At 68.5% G+C, this 25,943-nt stretch carries 24 protein-coding genes; 19 read left to right on the forward strand and 5 right to left on the reverse strand.

Annotated elements, in window-relative coordinates:
• Positions 1-6: 6 nt before the first annotated feature.
• The 10 genes from NC595_RS13120 (at position 7) to recO (ending at position 11,364) form a co-directional block, all read left to right on the forward strand.
• The gene (locus NC595_RS13120) at positions 7-2,565 is read left to right on the forward strand and encodes a putative bifunctional diguanylate cyclase/phosphodiesterase (RefSeq protein WP_253567137.1); all 2,559 of its coding nucleotides are present in this window, start codon (positions 7-9) and stop codon (positions 2,563-2,565) included.
• A gap of 129 nt (positions 2,566-2,694) precedes the next feature.
• Positions 2,695-3,288, forward strand: a complete 594-nt coding sequence (rpoE, locus tag NC595_RS13125) for an RNA polymerase sigma factor RpoE (protein WP_253567139.1) — start codon at positions 2,695-2,697, stop codon at positions 3,286-3,288.
• Complete coding sequence (locus tag NC595_RS13130) at positions 3,285-3,935, forward strand: sigma-E factor negative regulatory protein (RefSeq protein ID WP_253567141.1); 651 nt, start codon at positions 3,285-3,287, stop codon at positions 3,933-3,935. The genes rpoE and NC595_RS13130 overlap by 4 nt, the downstream gene beginning before the upstream one ends.
• A 116-nt stretch (positions 3,936-4,051) precedes the next feature.
• Positions 4,052-5,509, forward strand: a complete 1,458-nt coding sequence (locus NC595_RS13135) for a DegQ family serine endoprotease (protein WP_253567143.1) — start codon at positions 4,052-4,054, stop codon at positions 5,507-5,509.
• A gap of 141 nt (positions 5,510-5,650) precedes the next feature.
• Positions 5,651-7,441, forward strand: coding sequence for a translation elongation factor 4 (gene lepA / locus NC595_RS13140; RefSeq protein ID WP_253567144.1), 1,791 nt, complete (start codon positions 5,651-5,653; stop codon positions 7,439-7,441).
• A 71-nt stretch (positions 7,442-7,512) separates the two neighbouring features.
• Positions 7,513-8,460, forward strand: coding sequence for a signal peptidase I (gene lepB / locus NC595_RS13145; RefSeq protein ID WP_017461133.1), 948 nt, complete (start codon positions 7,513-7,515; stop codon positions 8,458-8,460).
• A gap of 18 nt (positions 8,461-8,478) precedes the next feature.
• A complete protein-coding gene (locus NC595_RS20480) occupies positions 8,479-8,973 on the forward strand; it encodes a DUF4845 domain-containing protein (protein WP_253567146.1) in 495 nt (164 codons plus the stop codon).
• Positions 8,974-8,976: 3 nt separating this feature from the next.
• Positions 8,977-9,633, forward strand: coding sequence for a ribonuclease III (gene rnc / locus NC595_RS13155; RefSeq protein WP_253567148.1), 657 nt, complete (start codon positions 8,977-8,979; stop codon positions 9,631-9,633).
• 65 nt (positions 9,634-9,698) lie between these two features.
• Positions 9,699-10,646: a GTPase Era gene (era, locus tag NC595_RS13160; protein WP_253567150.1), complete on the forward strand. Its 948-nt coding sequence runs from the start codon at positions 9,699-9,701 to the stop codon at positions 10,644-10,646.
• A gap of 7 nt (positions 10,647-10,653) precedes the next feature.
• Entirely contained in the window at positions 10,654-11,364 is a 711-nt protein-coding gene (gene recO / locus NC595_RS13165) for a DNA repair protein RecO (RefSeq protein ID WP_253567152.1), read from the forward strand.
• A gap of 6 nt (positions 11,365-11,370) precedes the next feature.
• Here the strand turns inward: recO and NC595_RS13170 are convergent, their stop codons facing one another.
• Positions 11,371-12,129, reverse strand: coding sequence for a response regulator (locus tag NC595_RS13170; protein WP_253567154.1), 759 nt, complete (start codon positions 12,127-12,129; stop codon positions 11,371-11,373).
• Between the two features lie 45 nt (positions 12,130-12,174).
• Between NC595_RS13170 and NC595_RS13175 the strand changes: the two genes are divergently transcribed.
• The 9 genes from NC595_RS13175 to NC595_RS13215 all read left to right on the forward strand — a co-directional run bounded on the left by NC595_RS13175 (position 12,175) and on the right by NC595_RS13215 (position 20,039).
• Complete coding sequence (locus tag NC595_RS13175; RefSeq protein ID WP_425493139.1) at positions 12,175-14,196, forward strand: AsmA family protein; 2,022 nt, start codon at positions 12,175-12,177, stop codon at positions 14,194-14,196.
• Positions 14,197-14,223: 27 nt separating this feature from the next.
• Entirely contained in the window at positions 14,224-14,826 is a 603-nt protein-coding gene (locus NC595_RS13180) for a YdbL family probable chaperone protein (protein ID WP_253567156.1), read from the forward strand.
• 83 nt (positions 14,827-14,909) lie between these two features.
• Complete coding sequence (rlmD, locus tag NC595_RS13185) at positions 14,910-16,220, forward strand: 23S rRNA (uracil(1939)-C(5))-methyltransferase RlmD (RefSeq protein ID WP_253567158.1); 1,311 nt, start codon at positions 14,910-14,912, stop codon at positions 16,218-16,220.
• An 11-nt stretch (positions 16,221-16,231) separates the two neighbouring features.
• Complete coding sequence (locus NC595_RS13190; protein ID WP_253567160.1) at positions 16,232-16,762, forward strand: CYTH domain-containing protein; 531 nt, start codon at positions 16,232-16,234, stop codon at positions 16,760-16,762.
• Positions 16,756-17,772 carry a beta-N-acetylhexosaminidase gene (nagZ, locus tag NC595_RS13195; protein WP_253567162.1) on the forward strand — a complete coding sequence of 339 codons (1,017 nt, stop codon included), beginning with the start codon at positions 16,756-16,758 and terminating at the stop codon, positions 17,770-17,772. Before NC595_RS13190 ends, nagZ begins: the two co-directional genes overlap by 7 nt.
• On the forward strand, positions 17,769-18,317 hold the full coding sequence (locus tag NC595_RS13200) for a hypoxanthine-guanine phosphoribosyltransferase (protein ID WP_253567164.1): 549 nt from the start codon (positions 17,769-17,771) through the stop codon (positions 18,315-18,317). Before nagZ ends, NC595_RS13200 begins: the two co-directional genes overlap by 4 nt.
• Before the next feature lie 31 nt (positions 18,318-18,348).
• Complete coding sequence (locus tag NC595_RS13205; RefSeq protein WP_253567165.1) at positions 18,349-18,900, forward strand: NADPH-dependent FMN reductase; 552 nt, start codon at positions 18,349-18,351, stop codon at positions 18,898-18,900.
• A gap of 23 nt (positions 18,901-18,923) precedes the next feature.
• A complete protein-coding gene (locus NC595_RS13210; protein WP_253567167.1) occupies positions 18,924-19,667 on the forward strand; it encodes an S-methyl-5'-thioinosine phosphorylase in 744 nt (247 codons plus the stop codon).
• Between the two features lie 162 nt (positions 19,668-19,829).
• Complete coding sequence (locus NC595_RS13215) at positions 19,830-20,039, forward strand: cold-shock protein (RefSeq protein WP_253567168.1); 210 nt, start codon at positions 19,830-19,832, stop codon at positions 20,037-20,039.
• Positions 20,040-20,107: 68 nt separating this feature from the next.
• On the opposite strand, the gene pdeM is transcribed toward NC595_RS13215, so the two are convergent.
• From pdeM to NC595_RS13235, 4 genes are read right to left on the reverse strand one after another with little or no spacing between them, the layout of a single operon-like run.
• Complete coding sequence (gene pdeM / locus NC595_RS13220; RefSeq protein WP_253567170.1) at positions 20,108-20,767, reverse strand: ligase-associated DNA damage response endonuclease PdeM; 660 nt, start codon at positions 20,765-20,767, stop codon at positions 20,108-20,110.
• Positions 20,764-23,211 (reverse strand): ligase-associated DNA damage response DEXH box helicase, encoded by a 2,448-nt coding sequence (locus NC595_RS13225; protein WP_253567171.1) that lies wholly within the window; start codon positions 23,209-23,211, stop codon positions 20,764-20,766. The genes pdeM and NC595_RS13225 overlap by 4 nt, the downstream gene beginning before the upstream one ends.
• Positions 23,168-24,763 carry an ATP-dependent DNA ligase gene (locus tag NC595_RS13230; protein ID WP_253567172.1) on the reverse strand — a complete coding sequence of 532 codons (1,596 nt, stop codon included), beginning with the start codon at positions 24,761-24,763 and terminating at the stop codon, positions 23,168-23,170. Before NC595_RS13230 ends, NC595_RS13225 begins: the two co-directional genes overlap by 44 nt.
• Positions 24,763-25,770 carry a ligase-associated DNA damage response exonuclease gene (locus tag NC595_RS13235; RefSeq protein WP_253567173.1) on the reverse strand — a complete coding sequence of 336 codons (1,008 nt, stop codon included), beginning with the start codon at positions 25,768-25,770 and terminating at the stop codon, positions 24,763-24,765. Before NC595_RS13235 ends, NC595_RS13230 begins: the two co-directional genes overlap by 1 nt.
• Positions 25,771-25,943: the final 173 nt, after the last annotated feature.

Here is a 25,943-nt window from a genome sequence, read left to right on the forward strand (position 1 = left end):
AAAGACATGCTGGTGGTCGCATCGCACCGCGAGTTGCGGCGGCGGCTGTTCGACGTGCTCGATCGCGAGGACCACGACCGCATCCTGAGCGCTCGTGATGCCGCCCATGCGGCGATCCTGCTGGCTGGTCGCGGGCCGGTCTCGCTGGTCGTTCTGGCTTTCGAGGGGGATGGTCGTGCCTCCCGCGCCTGCTGCGAACAGCTTCGCGCGATGGAAAGCTGCCGCGCCGCGCCGATGCTTGCGGTGTTCGCGCCGGACTGCAAGACCGGTCCGGCGCTGCTGCCCGAGTCGGTGGCCGACTGGCTGGACAGCACCAACATCGAACGTGACCTGGTGGCCCGTTGGAGACGGGTCCTCACGCGCCAGCCGGCCAGCGGGCCATCCGCCGTCGGGCCGCTCCGCCCGGCGCCAGAGGAGACGCTCGCTTACCGCTTTGCCTTCGATGACGAGGATGGCGATGCCGAATGGATGATCGTGGACCCGGCCGGCGACCGCGTGCTTGATCTCAACGCTGCCCTGCTCCGGCACTCGCAGCTTGCGGTGACCGATCTGCTCGGCAAGCCGCTCGCCCAGCTCCTGGCGTTCGAGGGTGTCGAGCTCGAGCAGGTACTCGGGGAGGCCGACCGCCACTGGTATCCGTGCCAGCGCAGAACTCGGCACGGTACCGATACCGGACTGGCGAATGCGCGGCGCGTAAGGCATCGCGGACGTGATGCCGTCGCCATCGCTTTTCGCAGCGATCGCGCCGAAACCCGCGGCGAGGCGGCGCTGGCACTTCTGTCGCGCATCGTCCAGTCCGGCGGGGGGGTAGATCCCCACGCGTCCACCGCGCGATTGCTGGTCGACGAGCTTTCTCTCGACTACCTGGCGCTGTGGTCGGCACGTCCCGAGGACAGCGCCACACCGATGCGGCTGCTGCAGCATTGGGAAGGTGAAGACTTGCCTTGGCCGTCGCCACAGGAGCAGGTCTCACTGCGGCGCGTGCTCGGCGGCAAGAGCATGTTTCACGTCGAGGATGGCCGCCGACTGGCCGAGTATGATCCGCTGCTGCAGTCGCTCCAACTGGAGGGATTTGCCGGGCTGCCACTTTTGGACGAGCGGCGCAGTGTCATCGGCGCCCTGCTGGTCGGTCGCCGCCGGGGGCTGGGCCGTGCCGAGATCGTCGAGCCCGTCCTGCACTGTGCGGCTGCGCGCTTCGCCCAGTCGATCGAGCTGGTGCGCACGCGCGAGCAGGGGCGGGCGGAGGGCCTGCTCGACGCGCTCACCGGCTTACCCAACCGGTTGCTATTCAACGATCGCCTGGAAACCATCCTGCGGGAGGCCCACCGTACGGGTGAGTGCTTTGCCGTGCTGTTCCTCGATCTGGACAACTTCAAGGGGATCAACGACACCCTTGGGCACGCCGCCGGCGATCAGGTCCTGCGCGTGGTGACCCAGCGCCTGTGCAGTTCGATTCGCGCTTCCGACACGGTGGCGCGTTATGCGGGCGACGAGTTCACGGTCGTGCTCCGGCACATCATCAAGAGCGACGATGTCCTGCGCGTGGCGGAGAAGATCGTGCAGGTGATGGAAGCCCCGCTGCACCTCGACGGTGGTGAGGAGTTGCAGGTCACCGCCTCGATCGGAGTGAGTTTCTTCCCGGATGACGCCTCCGATGCCGACACGTTGCTCAGGCACGCCGACGAGGCGATGTACGCGGCCAAGCATCTGGGACGCAACAATTTCCAGATCTACGAGATGAGCCAGGACCAGGCTCAGCAGCAGGACGTGGCGCTGATCTCCCGGCTGCGTCATGCCGAGCGCAACGGCGAGTTGCGTGTGTTCTACCAGCCGCAGGTGGATGCGGGCACCGAGGACATCGTGGGCATGGAAGCGCTGGTGCGCTGGGAGCATCCCGAGCTGGGCGGGATCAGTCCCGGCGTTTTCATCCCGCTGGCGGAAGAATCGGGCCTGATCGTGTCGATCGGCGAATGGGTCCTGCGCACGGCCTGTGCTCAGGCGCACGCCTGGGAGCGGGCCTATGGTCTGCGCCTGCGGCTCGGGGTGAACCTGTCGGCTGTACAGCTGATGGAGCGGAATCTTCTCGAAGTGGTCGCCGGGGTGCTGGGGGAGACCGGGCTCGACCCCGAGCTGCTGGAGCTGGAGGTCACCGAGAGCATCTCGATCAAGGAAGTGCCGAATCTGGTCGAGAACCTCGAGGGTCTGCACGAACTCGGGTGCCGAATCGCCATCGATGACTTTGGTACCGGCGCCGCGTCGCTGGACTACCTGCGGCGATTGCCGGCCGACCGTATCAAGATCGATCAGAGCTTCGTGCGCAACATCGGCATCGATCCGGACGACGAGGCCATCGTTCGCGCCACCATAGAGATGGCCCATCGGCTCAAGCGCGGAGTTGTTGCGGAGGGCGTGGAAATCGAGCAGCACTTCGAGTTCTTGCGGGCCAATCAGTGCGACGAGCTGCAGGGCTATCTGTTTTGCCGCCCCTTGCCGCAATCCAGCTTCGAGCGGCTTCTGGCGGAACGCCAGCGCCTGGTGGAGTCGGGTGGGGTGGTGGCGGCTTGAGCCGGGCCGGGTCCATCCCAACCTGAAGGGGCGGGGTGAACTTGCGGCGTCGCGACTTGTCTGACCGGCCTCCATCCTCCCGTCGAGAATCCGGTATTCGTGGCGACAGTAATCAAGGAGACGGCCCGGATGGGCGAAAACGAGCTGGACCGGGCGCTGGTCGAACGCGTCCAGAAAGGGGACAAGCGGGCGTTCGACCTGCTGGTGCGGAGGTACCAGCACAAGATCATCGGGCTTGTTTCCCGCTACGCGAACAATCACGCCGAGGCCGAGGATATCGCCCAGGACGCGTTTGTCCGCGCCTGGCGGGCGATCGGTTCGTTCCGTGGGGACAGTGCCTTCTACACGTGGATGTACAAGATCGCGGTCAACACGGCCAAGAATCACTTGGTCGCGCAGGGGCGGCGCCCGCCGGCCGATGACATCGACGCGGAAGACGCCGTCTTCGTGCCGGGCTCCGACCGCATGCAGGAGACCGCGACGCCCGAGCGCGAAATGATGCGTCAGCAGGTGGAACAAACCGTGTTCGCCGCGGTCCAAGCCCTGCCCGAAGAGCTGCGGACTGCAATCACGCTGAGAGAGGTGGATGGTCTGAGCTACGAAGAGATCGCCGAGGCAATGCAGTGTCCTATCGGCACTGTGCGTTCCCGCATTTTCCGTGCGCGGGAGTCTATCGATGACAAGTTGCGTCCGCTGTTGTCCGATCGCGAGGATCAGGCATGAATCATCAACCCGAACAACTTTCTGCCGGCATGGACGGCGAGCTGACTGGCGAGGAGCTTCGGTTCCTGCTTCGTGGGCTCGACCATGATCGGGCCCTGCTGGTGCGCTGGGAGCGGTTCCACCTGGCTTCGGCCAGCCTGCGCCGAGAGCTGCTTACGTTGGCCACGGCCTCGTTCACCGACCGGGTGATGCGTGCGATCGAAAGCGATTCGGCCCCGGTCGCCATGCCTCGTGCGCGGCGTCATCACTGGTTCCGGCTGTCTGCGGGTGGCGCCATCGCCGCGGGTGTGGCGGTGGTCGCGCTGATGGCCGCCCGTCCGACCGGTCCAGTCGCCAGCAATGTCCCAGGCCCGGCCTCCGTCGCCCAGTCGAGCGCGCCGGGGCAGACGACGAGTCGCGCGCCATCGGCGTTGCCCGCGCCCGCGGCCGTGCCACGCTGGCTCAGCAACAGCAATCCGATGCGCATGACGCAGATGGCGTCCTACCCGCAAGGCGACTCGATTTCTCCCTATGAGCAATCCATCTCTCCTTACCGTGTAAAGGCCACGCTCCCGGCTGCCGATGGCAGTTATCTGCTGCTGGTCGATCCCGGTATGGCCCGTCAGCCGGCCCGGCGCCCCGCGCGCGAGGCCGCTGCGGCCCAGTGACGAAGGGCCGCGCGGCTGAGCCGCGGCGCGTATTCCCTTTCCCGACCTTCGGTCCGATGCGTCTGTGACGCATCGTCTGCCGCCGTTTGCCTGATTTAGTCCCACAGGAGGAGATCATGAGTCGTCCCACCCTGCGCCTGCTTGCTTTCAGTGTCTTTATCGGTCTGGCCGCCGCCGGTGGCGTGCAGGCCCAGGTGGCCGCCCCTGCGGCGGCTGCTGCCGTATTGCCTGATTTCACCGGTATCGTCCAGCAGAACGCCCCGGCGGTGGTTCACGTCGAGGCCAAGTACAACGGTCGCAGCCAGCCGCGAATCGCCGGCAAAGGGGCCGGAGGCGACGATCAGGAGGAAATCCTTCGCCGCTTCTTCGGGATGCCCATGATGCCGTCGCCCGAAGATCAGAAGCACATCTCGCTGGGCTCGGGATTCATCATTTCCAGTGACGGCTACATTCTGACCAACAACCACGTGGTCGATCATGCCGATGAGGTCACGGTCCGCCTGCAGGATCGACGCACGTTGACGGCCAAGGTGGTGGGGACCGATCCGCAATACGACATCGCGTTGCTCAAGGTGGACGTGCCGGGCAAGTTGCCGACCGTGCATATCGGCGAGTCGCAGTCGCTCAAGCCGGGCCAGTGGGTGCTGGCGATCGGCTCGCCGTTCGGCTTCGACTACACCGTGACCCAGGGCATTGTCAGCGCGATCGGGCGCAACCTGGGCAGCGGCGACCAGCCATATACCTCGTTCATCCAGACCGACGTGCCGATCAACCGCGGCAACTCCGGCGGTCCGCTGTTCAACCTGCAGGGCCAAGTGGTCGGTATCAACTCGCAGATCTACTCCAACACCGGCGGCTACCAGGGCGTGGCGTTCTCGATCCCGATTGACGTGGCGATGAACGCGGTAGAGCAGCTCAAGACCAAGGGTTTCGTCACCCGGGGCCAGCTCGGCGTGATGGTGCAGGGCATCAGCGACGACATGGTCAAGGTCTACAAGCTCGACCGCGGCGCGGGCGCTGCGGTCACTCAGGTCAGCCCCGATAGCGGGGCGGAAAAGGCCGGTATCGAACCCGGCGACATCATCCTCAAGTACAACGGACAGGAGATCGACCAGCCCGGCGATTTGCCACCGCTGGTCGGCCTGACCAAACCGGGCGCGAAGGTTCCGGTCGAGATCCTGCGCGACGGCAGGCACAAGACGCTGGAAGTGACGGTCGGCTCGGCCCCGCGTGATCCGGATGCGGTGTCCTCGACCGGCAGCGCATCGGTCGGCATGACCGGGGCCAAGGCGCTGGGGCTGACCGTGGGTGCGCTGGGCGCCGATGACCGCAAGCAGATGGGCCTGCGCCCGGGCGAGGGCGTGCAGATCACCGACATCAGCGGCGAGGCGGCCGCACAGGCGGGACTGCGTCCGGGCGACGTGATCCTGCGCGTCGACCAGAAAGCGATCGGCAGCGTGGCGGACTTCAAGTCCGCGACGAAGGACGTCAAGGCCGGCAGCACGGTGCTGCTGCTGGTGCGCCGTGGCGACCAGAGCAGCTTCATCGGCGTGACCGTGCCCGAGGGCAAGTAACCGGGAAAAGCTCCGGGGTCGAATCGGCCCCGGGGCGGTGGGAAAGGGGTGTTCCATGCGATAATGCCGGGTTCGTGCCGCCAGCCCGGCGGCACGCCGCCACGGCCTTCCCCGTCGCGGTGCAAGCCGACAGCGTAGCCCATGGAACTGATCCGCAATTTCTCCATCATCGCGCACATCGACCACGGCAAGTCCACGCTGGCCGATCGCATCATCCAGCTCTGCGGTGGCCTTACCGAGCGCGAAATGGAGGCCCAGGTACTCGACAATAACCCGATCGAGCGCGAGCGCGGCATCACCATCAAGGCGCAGTCGGTCTCGTTGCCATACACGGCACGTGACGGCAAGACCTACCAGCTCAACTTCATCGACACCCCCGGCCACGTCGACTTCAGCTACGAGGTCAGCCGGTCGCTGTCCGCCTGCGAGGGCGCATTGCTGGTGGTGGACGCCGCCCAGGGCGTCGAGGCGCAGTCGGTGGCCAACTGCTATACCGCGATCGAGCAGGGACTGGAGGTGATCCCGGTCCTAAACAAGATCGACCTGCCCACCGCCGACATCGAGAAAGCCAAGGGCGAGATCGAGGCGGTGATCGGACTGGACGCCTCGGACGCGATCCCGGTCAGCGCCAAGACCGGCCAGAACGTGATCGAGGTGCTGGAGGCGATCATCCACCGGATCCCGCCGCCGAAGCCGCGCGACACCGACCGCCTGCAGGCGCTGATCATCGACTCCTGGTTCGACAACTACCTGGGCGTGGTCTCGCTGGTGCGCGTGATGCAGGGCGAGATCAAGCCCGGCGACAAGCTGCTGGTGATGTCCACCGGCCGCACCCACGAGGTCGGCGAGCTGGGCGTGTTCACCCCCAAGCGGAAGAAGCTGGCGAAGCTGGGCGCGGGCGAGGTGGGCTGGATCACCGCGTCGATCAAGGACGTGCATGGCGCACCGGTCGGCGACACGCTGACCCTGGCCGGCAAGCCCGCCGACAGGCCGCTGCCTGGCTTCCAGACCATGCAGCCGCGCGTGTTCGCCGGCCTGTTCCCGGTCTCGGCCGACGACTACCCGGCGCTGCGCGAGGCGCTGGACAAGCTGCGCCTGAACGATGCCGCGCTGTTCTTCGAGCCGGAATCCTCCGAGGCGATGGGCTTCGGCTTCCGCTGCGGCTTCCTCGGCATGCTGCACATGGAGATCGTGCAGGAACGGCTGGAGCGCGAGTACGACCTGGACCTGATCACCACCGCGCCCACCGTGGTCTATGAGGTCCTCAAGACCGATGGCACGGTGATGTCGCTCGACAACCCTGCGAAGCTGCCGCCGGTGCCGCAGATCGACGAGATCCGCGAGCCGATTGTGGTGGCCAGCATCCTCACGCCGCAGGACTATATCGGCAACATCATCACGCTGTGCGAGGAGAAGCGCGGCGTGCAGCGTTCGATCCAGTACCTGGCCACCCAGGTGCAGATCACCTACGAGATCCCGCTGGCCGAGGTGGTGCTGGATTTCTTCGACCGCCTCAAGTCGGTCTCGCGCGGCTACGCCTCGATGGACTACCACTTCGACCGCTTCGAGGCCGGCCCTTTCGTGCGCACCGACGTGCTAATCAATGGCGATCGCGTCGATGCGCTCAGCCTGATCGTGCACCGGGTGCACGCCGAGCGGCGTGGCCGCGAGCTGGTCGAGCGCATGAAGGACCTGATTCCGCGGCAGCAGTTCGACGTGGCGATCCAGGCGGCGATCGGCGCGCAGATCATTGCGCGATCCACCGTCAAGGCGCTGCGCAAGAACGTGCTGGCCAAGTGCTACGGCGGCGACGTGAGCCGCAAGAAGAAGCTGCTGGAGAAGCAGAAGGAAGGCAAGAAGCGCATGAAGCAGGTCGGCCGGGTGGAGATCCCGCAGGAGGCCTTCCTGGCGGTGCTGAAGGTCGACAAGTAAGGATCGGGGGTGGTGGCCCGCCGGCATGTTCGCCGGAGTGGGTCGAGCGTTTTCCGCTGACGGAGCGACACATGGATTTCGATTTTTCCGCCATCCTGCTCGGGCTGACCGTGCTGTTCGGCGTGGTGTGGGGGCTGGATCGCCTGCTGCTGTACCGACGTCGCAAGGCGCGGCTGGACGCGGCCGGCGCGGAGTACCGCGATCCGGTGCCGGTGGATTGGGCCCGTTCGCTGTTTCCGGTGGTGTTCGTGGTGCTGCTGTTGCGCTCGTTCGTCGCCGAGCCGTTCCGCATCCCATCCGGCTCGATGATGCCTACGCTTGACGTCGGCGATTTCATCCTGGTCAACAAGTTCGCCTACGGTCTGCGACTGCCGGCGTTCAACACCAAGTTCCTCGACCTCGGCGAGCCCAAGCGCGGCGACGTGGTCGTGTTCCGGTTTCCCGGCTACCTGTGCCGCGATGCCTCGGGCAAGCTGACCCGGGTCGGCGGTGACGAGAACGGTCCGCCGCGCCTGGGGCCCGGTGACCGCTGTCCGGCCGATGCGCTACCCGTGCAGAGCCAGAACTGGATCAAGCGGGTGATCGGCCTTCCCGGCGACACGATCGAGGTGCGGGACAGCCAGATCGTGATCAATGGCAAGGCGGTACCGTCGGACGAGCTCGGTCCCTACGTGGGCAATCCGCAGCGCGCGGAAGACGCCGAGCTGCTCTATTACGGCGCCTCGATCTGGACCGAGCACCTGCCGGGGGCCGATGGCAAGACGGTCAACCATTTGGTGGCACGAATGCCGGCGCGCATGTCCACCAACGCCATCCCCAACGAGCTGGTGCCGTCGAAGGTGCCGCAGGGGTGCTACCTGGTGATGGGTGACGATCGCGAGAACAGCCTGGACAGCCGCTGGTGGGGCTGCCTGCCGGAGAAAAACCTTGCCGGCAAGGCGTTCCTGATCTGGTTCAGCTGGCGCGGCCTGCACACCGGGTTTGTGGACTGGAAGCGCATCGGCACCTTGATCCACTGAATCCGGGACGGACTGCGCGTGACGATCGTCGCTCCCGGGTGCAGAATCTGCGGCGCGGTCGAGCGCGTGCCGACGGGCGGCTGGACACCATCCACATCACCGAGGGTCGCCGCTTTGCGGCATAGCGAGGGGACTATGAAATCAAAGCAGTCGGGCATCACGATGATCGGGTTCCTGTTCATCCTGATCATTGCCGCCTTTTTCGGCTACATGGCGATGAAGCTGGTGCCGTCGTATATCGAGTTCATGGGCGTCAAGAAGGCGATGTCCCAGATCGCAACCGATGGCGGCGATCATTCGGTCGAGGCGGTACGGCAGGACCTGCTTCGCAAGCTGGACTTTCAGTACGTCGACGACGCCACCGTTGGTCCAAACGACATAAATGTCACGCGCAACAACGGCGCCTACACGCTGACCGTCAGCTACGACAAGCAGATCCCCTTCATCGCCAACATCGACTTCCTGCTGCATTTCAACAACAGCGTGCAGCTTCCCGGCACCCTGGGCGAGTGATTCTTGGCGCTTGATTATCGTTTCCGCGATCCGTCGCTGGTCGACCTGGCGCTGACCCATCGCAGCGTCGGCAGGCCGAACAACGAGAGGCTTGAATTCCTCGGCGATGCCTTTCTTGGGGCCATCGTCGCTGAGATGCTCTACGAGGCGCATCCCAATGCCAGCGAGGGCGAGCTTTCCCGCCTTCGCGCGCAGCTCGTGAACGGCCAGGCATTGGCGGTGATCGCGCGGGAGCTCGAGCTGGGTGATCGGCTTCGGCTTGGTCCCGGCGAGTTGAAGAGCGGTGGCTTCCGTCGCGAGTCGATCCTTGCCGACGCATTTGAGGCACTGATCGCGGCGGTGTACCTGGACGGCGGGTTCGATGCTTGCCGCGCGGTCGTGCAACGACTGTTCTCCGATCGTGTCGCAGCGTTGCCACGTTCGTCCAAGGATGCCAAGACCCGGCTGCAGGAGCATCTGCAGGCGCTTGGTTTGCCGCTGCCGCGTTACGAGCTGCTCGCCAGCCATGGCGACGACCATGCCAAGCAATTCGACGTGCTCTGCCTGGTCAGCGAACCGCTGGTGGTGGAAGCCGCCGCTACCGGTTCGAGCCGCCGTGCCGCCGAGCAGGAGGCTGCCGAGTCGGTGCTGTCCCGCCTGCTGGAAGCGTCGAAAGACTGATCTCCCGCTGGCGCCGAGGCCTCCGCGGCGCGATGCTGGCGCCATTCCCCGAAAGAACGAAGACCATGAACACCCCCATCGACCTGCCCGATTTCGACCAGGCTCCCCGCGAGCTTCCGCACGAGGACTACCGTTGCGGCCTGGTGGCCCTCGCCGGCCGCCCCAACGTGGGCAAGTCCACCTTGCTCAACGCGCTGATCGGCTTTCGCCTGTCCATTGTCAGTCCGCGTCCGCAGACCACGCGCCATCGCATCCTCGGCATCAATACCACCGAAGCGGGGCAGATCCTCTACGTCGATACCCCGGGCCTGCATCGGGGCGCCAAGCGAGCGATGAATCGCAGTCTCAACCGTGCCGCGCGCTCGGCCATCAGCGACGTCGACGTCGCGGTGCAGGTGATCGAGGCGGCGCGGTGGACCGACGAGGACGAAGCGGTCTACGCCGCGCTCGTCGAGCAGGCCGTGCCGCGCCTGCTGGTGATCAACAAGGTCGACCTCAGCAAGGACAAGGGCGTGCTGCTGCCGTTCGTGGCCAAACTCGCCGAAACGCATGCTTTCGACGAGATCCACTACGTCAGTGCGCTCAAGCGCAAGGGGCTGCCCGAGCTCGAGCGCGCATTGCTCGCACGCCTGCCGGTGCAGCCGCCGGTCTACGGCGAAGACGAGGTCACCGACCGCAGCGAACGCTTCCTGGCCGCCGAGATGGTTCGCGAGCAGCTGATGCTGCGGCTGGACCAGGAGCTTCCCTATGCCACCACGGTGGAGATCGAGCGGTTTGACGATCGGCCCGACGGCGTGGCGGAGATCCACGCGGTCATCTGGGTCGAGCGCGAGGGCCAGAAGGCGATCGTGATCGGGCAGGGCGGCGCCCAGCTCAAGGCGATCGGCAGTGCCGCGCGTCGGCACATGGAGAAGATGTTCGAGCGCAAGGTATTCCTCAAGCTTTGGGTCAAGGTCCGCGAGGGCTGGGTGGACGACGAGGGCATGCTCAAGCGCCTCGGCTACACCGACTGAGGCGATCGTGCGGATCGACCAGCAGCGGGCCTTCGTGCTGCATGCCCGGCCTTACCGGGAGACTTCGCTGCTGCTTGAATGCCTGACCCGCGACCATGGCCGGATCGGCGTGATCGCACGTGGCGTGCGCAGCGAGCGTGGCCGCGCGCTGCGGGCCTCGCTGGAGCCGTTCCAGTTGCTGGCGATGGACCTGCTGCTGCGCGGCGAGCTCGCCACGCTGCGGTCGGCCGAGCCGGTAGGCGCGTCGCAGCGGCTGGCAGCCGATGCCGGGATTGCCGGCCTCTATCTCAATGAGCTGCTGGTTCGCCTGACCGGTCGCCAGGACCCTCACGCGGGCGTGTTCGATACCTACGCCCTGGCGCTGTCGCGGTTGGCCGCTGGCGAGCCGGCGGCGTGGACCTTGCGCCGGTTCGAACGCGACCTGCTGGCCGCGCTCGGCTATGCACTGGTGCTCGGGCATGAGGCGGAGACCGGTCTGCCGCTGGAGCCGGAGCAGACCTATCGGTATCGCGTCGAACATGGCCCCCAGCGTTGCCAACCCACGGCCGGTGGTGCCTTGCTCGGTGCCTGGCTGGCGGCACTGGCCGGAGAGGTGCCGCCCGATGCAGCCGGGCAGCAGGCCCTGCGCGGCATGATGCGCGAGGTCATACGGTTTCACCTCGGAGGAGGCGAATTGCGCTCCTGGCATGTTCTGGCCGGAAGCGTGCCCGCTCGCTGAGGCCGCTCAGACCGGTGCGGGCAACTGGCAGTCCAGCGCCTGCAGGGTCTGGAGCAATGCGAGGCGGAACCGGGCCATGTCTGTCTCGACCATCGTCGGCCGGTCGGTCATCGATTGCTGCAGTGTCACCACGTGGGCGGACAGTGCCGCGGTCCCGCAAAAGCCGCATGACGAGCGCAGGCGGTGCAGTCTGTCGCGCAGTGCCTCCGGATCCACGCGCAACCGATCGAACTCGTTGCACAAGGCCAGCAGTTCCTGCTGAAGCAGTTGTCGCAATGCCGCCATGGTGGCCGAGTCGCCGCTGGCCAGAAGCGCCGCAGCATCGTCGAGAACGGGCAACTGGCGCATGTAGGCGGGGGCGAGACCCATGATCCGCCTCAGATCGTCGATGACGCAGGGTTTGACCAGGATCTCGCCGAAGCCCTCGGCCAGCAGCTCGGCGCGAAGCGGTGGTGCCAGTTCCGCGGTGGTCGCTATGGCGACGGCGTCACGGGAGGCCGCGGCTGCGTCCGCCCGCAGGGCGGACAGCACCTCGCGGGCGCCCGAGTTCGGCATCCTGCAATCCAGCAGCAGCAGGTCGAACGGCCGGGACGACGCGGCTTGCAGCGCCTGCGGCCCGTCGCTGCATCCGGTTACGCGGGCTCCAAGTGCCTCGAGCGCGTCATGCAGGAAGCGGAGGCTGGCCTCGTCGTCGTCGGCGACCAGCACGCTCGGCGGCACCCGGTCCGGGAGGGGGGCTGCAGCAGCTGGGGCAGGGTGCGTCATGACCGGGTCCTTGTCGTTCAGCAGAGTTTGGCAGAATGGCGGGACATGGAATTCCTATCAAGCCGCATTTACAGGGTCATGCTGCTGGTGCTGCTCGGCGTGCTGGCCGGACCGGTCCGCGCCGGAGCGGTGTTTTCGGCGACAACCCTGCAACTGCCCGGCGCGACGCTCCAGCAGGTGCAAGGAGAGATCGTGCCGGCCGCGGGTGGCGGACTGCGGGTCCGCATCGATGCCGACCGGCTCGATCTGCCCGCGATGGGCTGGCGTCGCGTACCCCTGCATCTCGATGGCGTGCTGCAACGCGATCCCGAGCATCGCTGGTTGCTGGCCGGCGCCCTGCAACTCAAGAGTGCGCCCGGCAGCGCGATGAGCGATGCCACGGTGGACCTGCAGGTCGACGTGGCGGCCAATACCCTGTTGCTGGATGTACGACAGGGCGTGGCGCAGGCCACGGTCGCCGTGCCGCTGGACCAGCCGACCCACGCACAGATCCAGTTGAAGAAGCTGCCGTTCGGCTGGCTGCAGGGGCTGCTGGGCACGGTCTGGGCGGGAAGGGCCACCGGCGGGCGGATCGACACGTTGATGGCGCTGGACCTGCGCGATCCCGGGCTGCAGGCGTCCGGCCAGTTCAGCGTTTCATCGCTGGGTGTGGACTCGACCAGCGGCAAGCTGGCAGCCCAGGGGGTGGGGGGCAGCGGTCGCTTTTCGCTGGATACCACCCAGGGGCCGGCGAAGATCAATCTGGAGAGCACCCTGCGTGGGGGCGAGCTCCTGCTTGGTCCGGTATACGCCAACCTCCCGGCACACGCGGTGCAGCTGTCGATGGATGCCGTGACCAATGCCGGGAAGCTGGCGATCGATCGCCTGCGCGTGGGAGACCCCGATGCGCTGGCACTGAACGGCGCCATGGCGTTCGACGCGAAAGGGGACCTGCAATCACTCAACCTTTCCCGCCTCGAGTTGGGGTTCCCTGCCGCCTATGACCGCTATGGCAAGGCATGGCTGGCGGCGATGGGGCTGCACGACATGACCATTCGTGGCGATCTGGATGCCACGCTGGATCTGCGCCAGGACGGCCTCCATGCATTCAAGTTCGACACCGATGGCCTGGACCTTGCCGACGGCGACGGCCGGTTTGCGGTGCAGAGCCTGAAAGGCGGGCTCGACTGGAACCGCAGCGGCAGCCGCCCGCCCACCAACCTCGGCTGGCAGTCGCTCAGCGTCTACAAGCTGGTCAACGGTCCGGCGCGGTCGAGATGGCAGAGCGACGACGGCACGCTCACCCTGCAGAAGCCGGTGAGCATGGGGCTGCTGGGTGGCCAGGTGCGCCTGAGTCAGCTGGCCTGGGCGCCGGCAGCGTCGAGAGGGCAACAACTGGACGCATCACTCGCTGTCACCGGCCTCGACATGTCTGCCTTCAGCCGGGCGGTGGGGTGGCCTGCCTTCCCCGGAACGCTCGGTGGCGCAATCACCGGCCTGTCGGTCAGCGACGACCGGATTGCCTTGAATGGTGGTCTGTCGGTCAGTGTCTTCGGTGGTTTCGTGGACGTTACCGGGCTGTCGCTGCAGCAACCATTCGGGGACAATCCGGTACTGGCTGGCGACATCGCACTGCGTCAGCTCGACCTCGGCGCGATCACCAGCGTGTTCGATTTCGGCAGCATCACCGGCCCCCTCGATGGCCACGTCAATGGGTTGCGGCTGGTGAACTGGCAGCCGGTGGCATTCGACGCCCAACTGCTCGCCGACCAAGGGGGGCGGATCAGCCAGCGTGCGGTGAACAACCTGACCTCGGTCGGCGGCGGTGGCATCGCGGCCGGACTGCAGGGGGCCGTGCTCAAGCTATTCAAGACCTTCGGCTACAAACGGATCGGGCTCAATTGCCAGTTGCAGGGCTCGCTCTGCCACATGAGCGGACTGGAGCCTAACTCGGGCGGCTACACTATCGTCGAGGGCAGCGGTTTGCCGCATCTGGAAGTCATCGGCCACGAGTCGGACGTCGATTGGCCCACCCTGGTCCGTCGCCTCAAGGCGGCCGTCGCCGGCGGAGGTCCGGAAGTTCGCTGACCCCTTCACCTATCCACGGAGCTGATCATGCGGAAGATATTCATTGGATTGCTGGCCACGATGATGGTCGCCCTGGTGGGGTGCGTCACGATCAACGTGTATTTTCCCGAGGCCGCCGCCCAGAAGGCCGCCGACCAGTTCATCGGCACCGTGCTGGACAAGGCAGCCCCGGCGCCTGCGCCGGCCTCGTCCACGCCGCCCCCGGTCAAGCCGGCGGCACATCCGTCAGCCATGCTGCTGGACCTGCTGGTGCCTGCAGCGTATGCGGCCGACGTGCCGAACATCCGCATCGAGAACGCCACGACCGACGCGATCCGCAAGCGCATGCAGGCGCGCTTCAACAGTACCCTGGGCCCGCTGTTCGCCAGCGGCGCGGTGGGCTTTACTCACGACGGCATGGTCGCGGTGCGCGACGCCTCCAAGGTGCCGCTGAGCCAGCGTGCACAGGTCAATGCCACCGTGGCGGAGGAAAACCGGGACCGCGCCGCGCTTTACCGCGAGGTGGCGAACGCCAACGGGCACCCCGAGTGGCAGTCGAAGATCCAGGCGACCTTCGCCAAGGGCTGGATCGAGCGGGCGCCGGCCGGCTGGTATTATCAGGACGCTTCGGGCGCCTGGAAGCGCAAGTAAGCGCGCCGTCGGCGCCGCCAACATCCACCCGATCGACGCGCCCGGGTCTTCCACGACCCGGGCGTGCTGCTTTTTGGAGCGTCATGCAAGAGATCCTGGCCACCATCACCGCGCTGGGCCACGACGGCCGCGGCGTCGCCCGCATCGAGGGCAAGACCACTTTCGTCAGCGGCGCGCTGGTCGACGAGCAGGTCAGCCTGCGCATCCGCAAGCGCCATCGGCATTTCGACGAGGCCGAGGTGGTGGAGGTGATCACGCCCTCGCCGCACCGTGTCGAACCGAAGTGTCGCCATTTCGGCGCCTGCGGCGGCTGCTCGCTGCAGCACATGGACGCCGAGGCGCAGATCCATGCCAAGCAGCAGGTGCTCGCCGACAACTTCGCGCGCATCGGCAAGGTCGAGCCGAAACGCTGGCTGGAACCGCTGACCGATGCCCCCTGGGGCTATCGTCGCAAGGGCCGGCTGTCGGTGCGCTATGTCGCGAAGAAGGAGCGCGTGCTGGTCGGCTTCCGTGAGGAGAGCAACCCGCGCTTCGTCGCCGACATCAGTCACTGCGAAGTGGTGCATCCGGCGCTGGGGCCGAAGATCGGCGTACTGGCCGACCTGATCGGTTCGCTGGAAGCCGCGCGCGACATCCCGCAGGTGGAGTTCGCCGCCGGCGACGACACCATGGCGCTGGTGTTCCGCCACATGAACCCGCTGAGCGAGCGCGACTGCGCCGCCCTGGTGGCCTTCGGCCAGCAGCACGGTTTCGCCATCTACCTGCAGCCGGGCGGCGTCAGCAGCGTGCACCCGCTGTGGCCGGCCGATCACCGGCTGGCCTTCCGCATCGCGGCGGGCGAGGGCGTTCAGGACGTGGAGCTGGAGTTCCGCCCGCTGGATTTCGTGCAGGTCAATGCCGGCATGAACACGAAAATGATGGCGCGGGCGCTGGAATTGCTCGACCCCCAGCCGACCGACCGCGTGCTGGACCTGTTCTGCGGACTGGGCAACTTCACCCTGCCGATCGCCCGCCGGGTCGCCGAAGTGGTCGGCGTGGAGGGCGAGCACGGGCTGGTCGAGCGCGCCGCGGAGAACGCCAGGCGCAACGGGCTGGCCAACGCCAGCTTCCACGTGGCCAACCTGTTCGAGGACCAGCGTGGCACCGCGTGGGCCCGCCAGCCGTGGGACAAGCTGCTGCTCGATCCGCCGCGCGCCGGTGCGGACAAGGTGCTCGAGTACCTGCCGCACAAGGCGACGAAGCGTATCGTCTACGTGTCCTGCCATCCGGCTTCGCTGGCCCGCGACGCCGGCATCCTGGTCGAGAAGCATGGCTTCCGGCTGGCCGCGGCGGGGGTGATGGACATGTTCCCGCACACCGCGCACGTCGAATCCATCGCGCTGTTCGAGCGCTGAGGCCGGCCGCCATGGGACTGGAGATCGAACGCAAATTCCTCCTCGCCGGCGACGGCTGGCGCGCGGGCATTGATCGCACCGAGCGCATGGCCCAGGGCTATCTGGTCGGTGCGCAAGCTTTGCGTGATGGCACGGCGAAGTCGTCGGTGCGGGCGCGCATCGCCGGCGACCGGGCCTGGCTCAACATCAAGTCGGCGCAGCTCGGCATCGCCCGCGCCGAGTTCGAATACCCGGTGCCGGTGGCCGACGCCGAGGCCATGCTGGCCACCCTGTGCGACGGCGTGCTGGCCAAGCAGCGCCATTACGTGACCGTCGACGGGGTGCTGTTCGAGATCGACGAGTTCGAGGGCGACAACGCCGGGCTGGTCGTGGCCGAGGTCGAGCTGCCCGCCGTGGATGCACCGTTCCCGCGGCCGGACTGGCTCGGTCGCGAGGTCAGCACGCTGGCGCGCTACTACAACGTCAACCTCATTGCGTACCCTTACGTGCGCTGGACGCCCGACGAACGCGACGCCCTCGACGGAGAACCCCCCGCATGCTGATGATCGGTCTGGCCGGGCTCGCCCTGGAGCCGCGCGAACGCGACTGGCTGGTCGCGCCCGGTGTGTCCGGCGTGCTGCTGTTCGCCCGCAACTTCGCCTCGCGCGAGCAACTGGGCGCGCTGGTCGAGTCGATCCGGGAGGTCGGCGGCGAGGACATGCTAATCGCGGTCGACCAGGAAGGCGGACCGGTACAACGCTTCCGCGACGGCTTCACCCGGCTGCCGGCGCTGGCGAAGGTGGGAGCGGCGTACGACCGCGATCCGGTCGACGCCATCCGGCTGGCCGAGGAGCACGCCTGGGTGATGGCCAGCGAACTGCGCGCCATGGGCGTGGACTTCAGCTTCGCCCCGGTGGTGGATCTGGCCCGCGGCAACGCAGCGATCGGCCTGCGCGCCTTCCATGCCGATCCGGCGGCGGCCAGCGAGCTGGGCCAGGCCTATGTGCGTGGCATGCACCTGGCCGGGATGGCCGCCGTGCTCAAGCATTTCCCGGGACACGGTTCGGTGGCTGCCGACACGCACAAGGCACAGGCAATCGACCCGCGCCCGCTGGCCGCCATCGAGCTGGCTGACCTGGTGCCGTTCGCGCAGTGCCTGGAGTCGCGCGTCGAGGCGGTGATGATGGCGCACGTGATCTATCCGGCCGTCGACGAGCGTCCGGCCGGTTTCTCGCCGATGTGGATCGGCGACATGCTGCGTGGACGGCTCGGCTTCGACGGCGCGGTGATCAGCGACGACATCTCGATGGCCGCGGCCGGTGCCGCCGGCGGCGTGGCTGCGCGCGTGCACGCGCACCTCGATGCCGGCTGCGACCTCGTGCTGGCCTGCTTCCCCGACGTGGTGGACGAGGCTATCGCCGCCGTGGCCGGCCGCGCGCCGGGTCCCACCCATCGCCTCGCGGCTCTGCGCGGCGCGATCGGCGCCAGCTGGGACTCGCTCACCGACAACCCGCAGCGCGACCGCTTCATCGCGCGCATCACGGCGCTGGACGCCGAAGGAACCCCCGCATGACCCTGCCGCCGCTCGCCGATGCCCTGAAGAAGTCCGACCTGCTGGTCGACCGTGCCGCCATCGACGCCGCAGTCGCCCGCATGGGCGGCGAGATCGACGCGGTGCTGGAGGGCGAGCGGGCGCTGTTCCTCACCGTGATGAACGGCGCGCTGATGTTCGCCGGCCACCTCGCGCTGGCGATCCGCACCGACCTGGAATTCGACTACGTGCACGCCACCCGCTATCGCGGCGACACCACCGGCCACGACCTGCGCTGGCTGCGCGAGCCGCAGGCGGCGATGGAAGGGCGCACCCTGCTGCTGGTCGACGACATCCTCGACGAGGGCCACACGCTCAAGGCGGTGCGCGACGACTGCCTGCGCCGTGGCGCGCGCCGCGTGCTGATCGCCAGCCTGTGCACCAAGAAGCACGACCGGCTGGTCGAGGGCATCGCCTCGGATTTCAACGGCTTCGAATTGCCGGACCGCTATGTGTTCGGCTACGGCATGGACTACTACGAACAGGGCCGCAACCTGCCGGGCATCTACGCCCTGCGCGAGGACTGATCGGGTCCACCACACACGGGAGGGATGCGCCATGAAGCTCCTCGGCATTTCCGGCAGCCTGCGCCGGGCCTCGTTCAATACCGCCTTGCTGCAAGCGGCGGCCGAGCTGCTGCCGGCCGGCCACACGCTGACGATCCACGATCTGCACGGCCTGCCGTTGTTCGACCAGGACGTGGAGGACCAGGGCGATCCGTCCGAGGTGGTCGCCCTGAAGGACGCCATCGCCGCCGCCGACGGGTTGCTGCTGGCCTCGCCCGAGTACAACGGCGGCATCACCGGCGTGCTGAAGAACGCGATCGACTGGGCGTCGCGCAAGGGCACGGCCCGTGATGCGGCGCCGCTGGCCGGCAAGCGCGTGTGCATCATTGGGGCCAGCCCCGGCATCACCGGCACCGTGCGCGCCCAGGACGCGCTGCGGCTGGTGCTGCGTCGCGCCGGCGGCATCGTCGAGCCGCAGGGCGAGGTGCTGGTGTTCCAGGCACACACCAAGATCGCCGACGGCAAGCTGGTCGACGAGCGGACGCGCGAGGCACTGGCCCGCCATCTGCAGAACTTCATCGCGCGGGTTGAGCGCGCTTCCTGATCCATCGAACCGGAAACGACATCGTGAGCATCGATCTGGCCGTCATCGGCGGCAGTGGCCTGTACAACTTCCCTGGCCTGGAAAATGCCCGGCGGCAGTCGGTCGATACGCCGTTCGGTCCCGCCTCCGGTGACGTGGTCACCGGCGACTTTGCCGGCAAGCGACTGGCCTTCCTCGCCCGCCATGGCGAGAGCCACAGCCTGCCGCCGCACCGGGTGAACTACCGCGCCAACCTGTGGGCGCTGCACCAGCTCGGCGCGCGCCGGGTGGTCGGCGTCAACGCCGTCGGCGGCATCCGCGACGACATGGGGCCGCGGGTGATCGTGGTGCCGGACCAGATCATCGACTACACCCACGGCCGGTTCACCAGCTTCTGCGACGTGGAAGGGGCCGAGGTGAAGCACATCGACTTCAGCGAGCCCTACACCGCGTCGCTGCGGCGCGACCTGCTCGCCGCGGCGGCACGCGCTGGCGTGCCGGCGATCGACGGCGGCTGCTATGGCGCCACCCAGGGCCCACGGCTGGAGACCCGCGCCGAGATCGCCCGCATGAAGCGCGACGGCTGCGACCTGGTCGGCATGACCGGCATGCCCGAGGCGGCGCTGGCCCGCGAGCTGGAGCTGGAATACGCCTGCCTGGCGCTGGTGGCCAATTTCGCCGCCGGCTGCGGCGACGAGGAGGAGATCAGCATCGAGGAGATCTTCGCCCACCTGGCGGCGGCGACCGCCGAAGTGCCGAAGATCCTCGGCGCGATGCTCGCCGGCTAGCACCCCGGAAAAAGGCCTAGCCGTGGAACCTGTTCAGGATATTGCGCTCGACCCATAAACATGCTGATACTTCGGAGGTGCCAGGGGCGGCGGACCAAGGGGATTGAGGGGTTCAGCGCGAGACCTTGGTGCATCCATCCTTAAGCTTCAGAGGTTGCCGCAATGCGTTTCGGTACGGTCAAGTGGTTCAACGACGCCAAGGGTTTCGGTTTCATCGCGCCCGAGGACGGTGGGGAGGACGTTTTCGTCCACTTTTCTGCAATCAACGCCAAGGGCTTTCGCAGCCTGCAGGAAGGCCAGCGCGTGAAGTTCGAAGTCACCACGGGCCCCAAGGGTGCCCAGGCATCGGGCGTCGAGCTCGCCTCGGCCTGATCGCTCGGTCCAGGCAGTTTCGCAAGGAAAACCCCGCGCTCTGGCGCGGGGTTTTTTGTGTGCGCCGCTCAGCGCAGACGTGAGGGCGACAGCGGCAGCAGGCCGGACGGCGTGACTGCCACCACGCGTTCGCCATGCGCCATCGGCGTGTCGTGCAGGCCGGTCAGTGCGCCGAAGGCCGGCAGCGTTGCTACCGCGGCGCCAAAGCGGTAGGCCGGCAGTCGATGGCTGCGCCAGCCGTCGCGCACCCGCACCGCCGGGTGGACGTGGCCGGCCACGACGTAACGGCCGGCCCGCGCCTCCGGTTCGTGGCAGAAGGCAAACGGACCCTCCTCGAGCTGCTCGCCCAGCGCGGTGAAGCCCAGCGCATGCAGGTCGGCATGCCGGTCATGGTTGCCGGCCACCAGCGCCATCTCGACCTCGTTGTGCCGCCGACGCCAGTCGCGCACGGCGGCCTGCCACGGCGAATCCGCCGGCGTGCGACCGTGCACGAGGTCGCCCAGCACCAGCAGGCGTGCAGGGCGGTAGTGGCCGATCAGCGCGTCGAGGCGAGCCAGATCGTCGACGGTCTGCCCGGTGGGCACCGCCACGCCGGCCCGGCGCAGCACGGCGCCCTTGCCGAAATGCACATCGGCGACCAGCAGCCAGCGCCGCGCCGGCCACCACAGCGCGCGTTCGGCGTGCAGGACCAGCGACTCGCCGGCAACCTCGATCGCGTGCTCGATCATCGGCCGGCCGCCTTTTCCAGCCGCGCGGCCATGCGCTCGACGCGGCTTTTCCAGTCGTCGGCGTGCACGCCGCCGCGGATGCGTTCGGCCCACAGCGGGAAGGCCATCGGGGTCAGCCGCTCGGTGTCGCACAGACGCAGCGGACCGCGCGCCGCGTGCAGCAGCGCCTCGCGCAGCCGGCGGTATTCCAGCGCCTGGTCGAGTACGTCGCGCTCGGCCTGCCACAGCAGCGGGTGTGCCGGGTCGTGCCGCGACAGCACGTCGAACAGGAGGCCGCTGGACACCTGCAGCTGGCGCAGGCTCTTGTCGCGCCCGGGATAGCCGTTGAACACCAGTCCGGCCACCCGCGCCACCTCGCGGAACTGGCGCCTGGCCAGCTCGGCGAGGTTGACGCTGGCGCGGATGTCGCGGCGCAGCCCCCACGGATGCAGCAGCCGGCGCAGCGCGGCCTCGTCCAGCGGCGGCAGCGCGTGTGCGGTGAGCACCAGCCCGTAATCGTTCACCGCGTAGCCGTAGTCGCCGCGGGCCAGCGCGGACAGTCGATAGGCCAGCACCGCGGCCAGCCCTTCGTGGGCAAGGCGTCCGGCGAACGGGTAGACGAACAGGTGCTCGCCCTCGCGCGTGCGGGTGCGCTCGATCAGCAGCTCGCCGGTGCCGGGCAGGTGCGACTGGCTGCGCTGGATCGCCCGCATCGGCGCCAGCGCGCGCAGCTCGGGCTCGCTGCCGTGCCCGTCGGCCAGCACTCCACGCATGGCGTCGGCCAGCTCGCCGGACAGCGGCAGCCGCCCGCCGGCCCAGCGCGGCACGCCGCCGCGCCGTGCCGTGGCCTGGCGCACCCAGGCGGTCATGTCGCGTACGCGCACCAGCTCCAGGTGCCGGCCGGCAAACAGGAAACGGTCGCCCGGCCGCAGCCGGGCAATGAAACTCTCCTCCACCGAACCCAGCCGCGCGCCTTTCAGGTAGCGCACGTGCAGGCTGCCGTCGGCGGTGATGGTGCCGATGGAGAAGCGGTGGCGGCGCGCTACCTGGGCGCTCTCCACCCGGCACGCGCCGTCGGCGTCGCGCACCAGCTTGCGGTATTCCGGATAGCCGGCCAGCGCGCTGCCGCCATGTTGGAGGTAGTCCAGCACGGCATCGAACTGCGCGCGCGGCAGCTGCGCGTAGGCGCGGGTGCGGCACACCTCGACATAGGCGTCGTCGGGATGGAAGCCGCCGCCCAGCGCCAGGGTGAGCAGATGCTGGGCCAGCACGTCCAGGCCGCCGCGCGGCGGGTGGCGCGGCTCCAGCCGGCCGGCGGCCAGCGCGCGCCGCGCCGCGGCGATCTCGGCCAGCTCCAGCAAGTGGGTCGGCACGCACAGCACGCGCGAGGGCGCGCCCGGCGCGTGGCCGCTCCGGCCGGCGCGTTGCAGCAGCCGCGCCACGCCCTTCGGGCTGCCGATCTGCACCACCTGTTCCACCGCCGGGAAGTCCACGCCCAGGTCGAGGCTGGAGGTCGCCACCACGCAGCGCAGCCGTCCCTCGCGCAGGCCATCCTCCACCGCGCGGCGCAGTGCCGGGGCGATTGAGCCGTGGTGCAGCGCCAGCGTGGCCGGATCATCCGGCCACACGGCGGCGATCGCCTCGTGCCACAGCTCGGCCTGGGCGCGGGTGTTGGCGAACACCAGCGCGCTGCGCGCCTCGTGCACCGTCTGCACCACGCGGCCGAGCTGGCTCAGGCCCAGGTGCCCGGCCCACGGGAAACGTTCGCCGGGCTCCGGCAGGGCGGTGTCGATGCGCAGCGGCTTGCGCGCCCGGGTGCCGATCAGCACGCCGTCACCGGCCAGCGCGCGCAGCGCCTCGTCCAGATTGCCCAGCGTGGCCGAAAGCCCCCATAGGCGCAGCCCCGGACGCAGCGTGCGCAGGCGGGCCAGGCCCAGCTGCAGCAGGGTGCCGCGCTTGTTGCCGATCAGTTCGTGCCACTCGTCCACCACCACGCCGCGCAGCTGCGCGAAGCGCGTCGCCGCGTCCGGATAGGAGAGCAGCAGGGCCAGGCTCTCCGGCGTGGTGACCAGCAGCTCGCAGGCGCCGCGGCGCAGGCGGGCGCGCTCGGCGCTCGAGCTGTCGCCGGTGCGGCGCAGCACGCGCCAGGGCAGGCCCAGGCCGTCGACCGCGGCGGCGAGGTGCACGGTGGTGTCGGCCGCCAGCGAGCGCAGCGGTGTGATCCACAGCAGCTGCAGGCCGCTGCCGGGCGCGAGCAGGCCGTCGATCAGCGGGCCGCCCAGGGCCGCCAGCGTCTTGCCCGTGCCGGTGGGAGCATGCAGCAGCCCGCTCTGGCCCTGCGTCCAGGCCTGCCACGCGGCGCGCTGGTACGGCGCCGGCTTGCGGCCGAGCGTGGCGACGAACCAGTCGCGCAGCCGCGCTTCAGCCCGTCGCCAGGCGGCGGAGGTCGTCGAGGTGGTCGGCATCGGCAGGTTGCTTGTCGGTGCGCCAGCGGGCGATGCGCGGAAAGCGCACGGCGACGCCGGACTTGTGGCGGCCAGAGAGTTGCACGGCCTCGAACGCCAGCTCGAACACGTGCAGCGGCTCGACCGCGCGCACCGGGCCGAAACGCTCGATGGTGTGCGCGCGGATCCAGCGGTCCAGGCGGGCGATCTCGGCGTCGTCCAGCCCGGAATAGGCCTTGGCCACGGTGACCAGCTCGTCGCCGTCCCACACGCCGAAGCTGTAGTCGGTGAACAGGCCGGCGCGGCGGCCGTGGCCGGGCTGGGCGTACAGCAGCACGGCGTCCAGCGTGTGCGGGTCGACCTTCCACTTCCACCAGTCGCCGCGTTTGCGGCCGACCCGGTAGGGCGAGTCGAGGCGCTTGAGCATGAGGCCTTCGGTCTGGCGCTCGCGCGCGTGCGTGCGCTCGGCGGTGAGTGCGTCCCACGCGTCGGCCACCAGGGCGGGTGACAGCATCAGCGCCGTGTCCGTGGGTTCAAGCAGTTCGGTCAGGCGGGCTCGGCGTTCGTGCAGCGGGCGTTCGCGCAGGTCCTCGCCCGCGCATTCGATCAGGTCGTAGGCCATGAAGCGCACCGGCGTGCCGGCCAGCAGCTTCGGGCCGGGCTTGAGCTTGCCGATGCGCTTCTGCAGCGCGGTGAACGGCAGCGGTCTGGCCGTCTGCACGTCCCAGGCCAGCAGCTCGCCGTCGAGCACGCCATCCATCGGCAAGGAGGCGGCTGCCTGTTCGATTTCCGGGAAGCGGCCGTCCAGGCGCTCCTCGCCGCGCGACCACAGCCCGGCTCGGCCCTCGCGCCACATCAGCTGGGCGCGGATGCCGTCCCACTTCCACTCGGCCAGCCAGTCGCGCGGATCGCCCAGCGCGGTGACTTCGCCTTCGAGCGGCGAGGCGAGGAAGAACGGGTAGGGGCGATCGGCCAGGTGCTCGTCCTCGCCCACGGGTGCGGCCAGTGCGGCGAGCGCCCGCGATGTGGGTTTCCATGTGCCGCTCAGGCGATGCGCGATGAGGTCGGTGGGCTGGCCCGACCACGCCGCCAGCGCCTGCACCACCAGCCGCTGCGACACGCCCACGCGCAGCGCGCCGGTGATCAGCTTGTTGAGCAGGAACACCTGCTCCGGCTTCAGCGCAAGCCACCAGCTCTGCAGGGTGGCGATGCGTTCGGCGCTGTCCAGCTTGGCCAGCGCGGGCAGGTGCTGCTCCAGCCACACGTGCAGCGGCACCTCGCCCAGCGAGCCGTCACCGGGCGGAAGCATCAGGGCGATGGTCTCGGCCAGGTCGCCCACGTGCTGGTAGCTGTCCTCGATCAGCCAGTCGGCGTATCCGGTGGCTTCGGCCAGCGCCTGGCGCAGCTCGGTGGCGGTCGCCAGGCGACGCAGTTTGCCGCCGGCCAGCACGTGTACCGCCCAAGCGGCGTCGGCGGGCGGCGCCTCGCGCAGGTAGGCGGCCATCGCCTCGCGCTTGGCCAGCGTGGAGGCGGTGCGGTCGAGCTCGGCGTAGAGCTTGGCAAACCGCCGCATCAGCCGCCGCTCTCGCTGTCGCGCTCGCGCAGCAGACGCAGCGGCTGGGCGTCGTGACCGAGGTCGCGCAGGTGGCGGATCAGCGTCTCGCCGTCGCCGTGGGTGATGTAGATGCGCCTCGCGCCGCTCTGCTGCACGCTCTGCAGCAGGCCGGGCCAGTCGGCGTGGTCGGACACCACGAAGCCGCGGTCGTAGCCGCGCCGGCGGCGGCTGCCGCGGATCTGCATCCAGCCCGATGCGAAGCCGGTGGAGGCCTTGGCGAAACGCTTCATCCACGGCGAGCCCGCGGCCGAGGGCGGCGCCATGATCAGCTCGCCGGCAAAATCGCGCCCGCGCGCCGACTCGCTCACCGGCTCGGTCGGCACCATGCGCACGCCCGCCTCGCGGTACTGCTCCACCAGCCGCAGCATCGCGCCGTGCAGGTGCACGGTGCGCTCGGTCCGCACGGCCAGTTCGGCGAGAATCCTCTGCGCCTTGCCCAGCGCGTAGCAGAACAGCACCGCCGGCACGCCGCGCCGCGCGCAGTCGCCCCACCAGGCCGAGAGCTCGTCGATCACCGCGTCCATCGGCGGCCAGCGGTATACTGGCAATCCGAACGTGGACTCGGTAACGAACACGTCGCAGCGCACCGGCTCGAAGGGCTCGCAGGTGGGATCCGGGTCGCGCTTGTAGTCGCCTGAGACCACCACCACGCGGCCGTCCAGCTCCATCCGCACCTGCGCCGAACCGAGCACGTGCCCGGCCGGATGCAGCGACACGGTCACCGGCCCATGGCGGAAGGCCTCGCCATAGCCGTGCGCGGTGATCGATGCGTCCTGGCCCAGCCGCTCGCGCATCAGCCCCAGCCCGGCAGCCGCCACGTCGTAGTGGCCGCTGCCGCTGCGGGCGTGGTCGGCGTGCGCATGCGTGACCACGGCCCGTCGGACCGGCTCCATCGGATCGATGAAAAAGTCACCAGCCGGACAGTACAGGCCTTGGGGGCGGGGCAGGAGCAGGTCGTCGGGCATCGCTCGGAAGTCTGTCGCGCGTCGCGTGCAGGTGCGGTCATGGTGTCGAGCCCGGCAACGGACGTCGTTGTGGGCGAATACGCACGGCGACGGCTGGCGGTTCCCGGAACTGTCGCGCGTGCTTGGTGGATAATCTCCCCATGGTCGCGCGCCGGCCCGGCAATGAAAGGCAA

Source organism: Dyella lutea (genome assembly GCF_024158035.1).
GTDB classification, from domain to species: Bacteria; Pseudomonadota; Gammaproteobacteria; order Xanthomonadales; family Rhodanobacteraceae; genus Dyella_A; species Dyella_A lutea.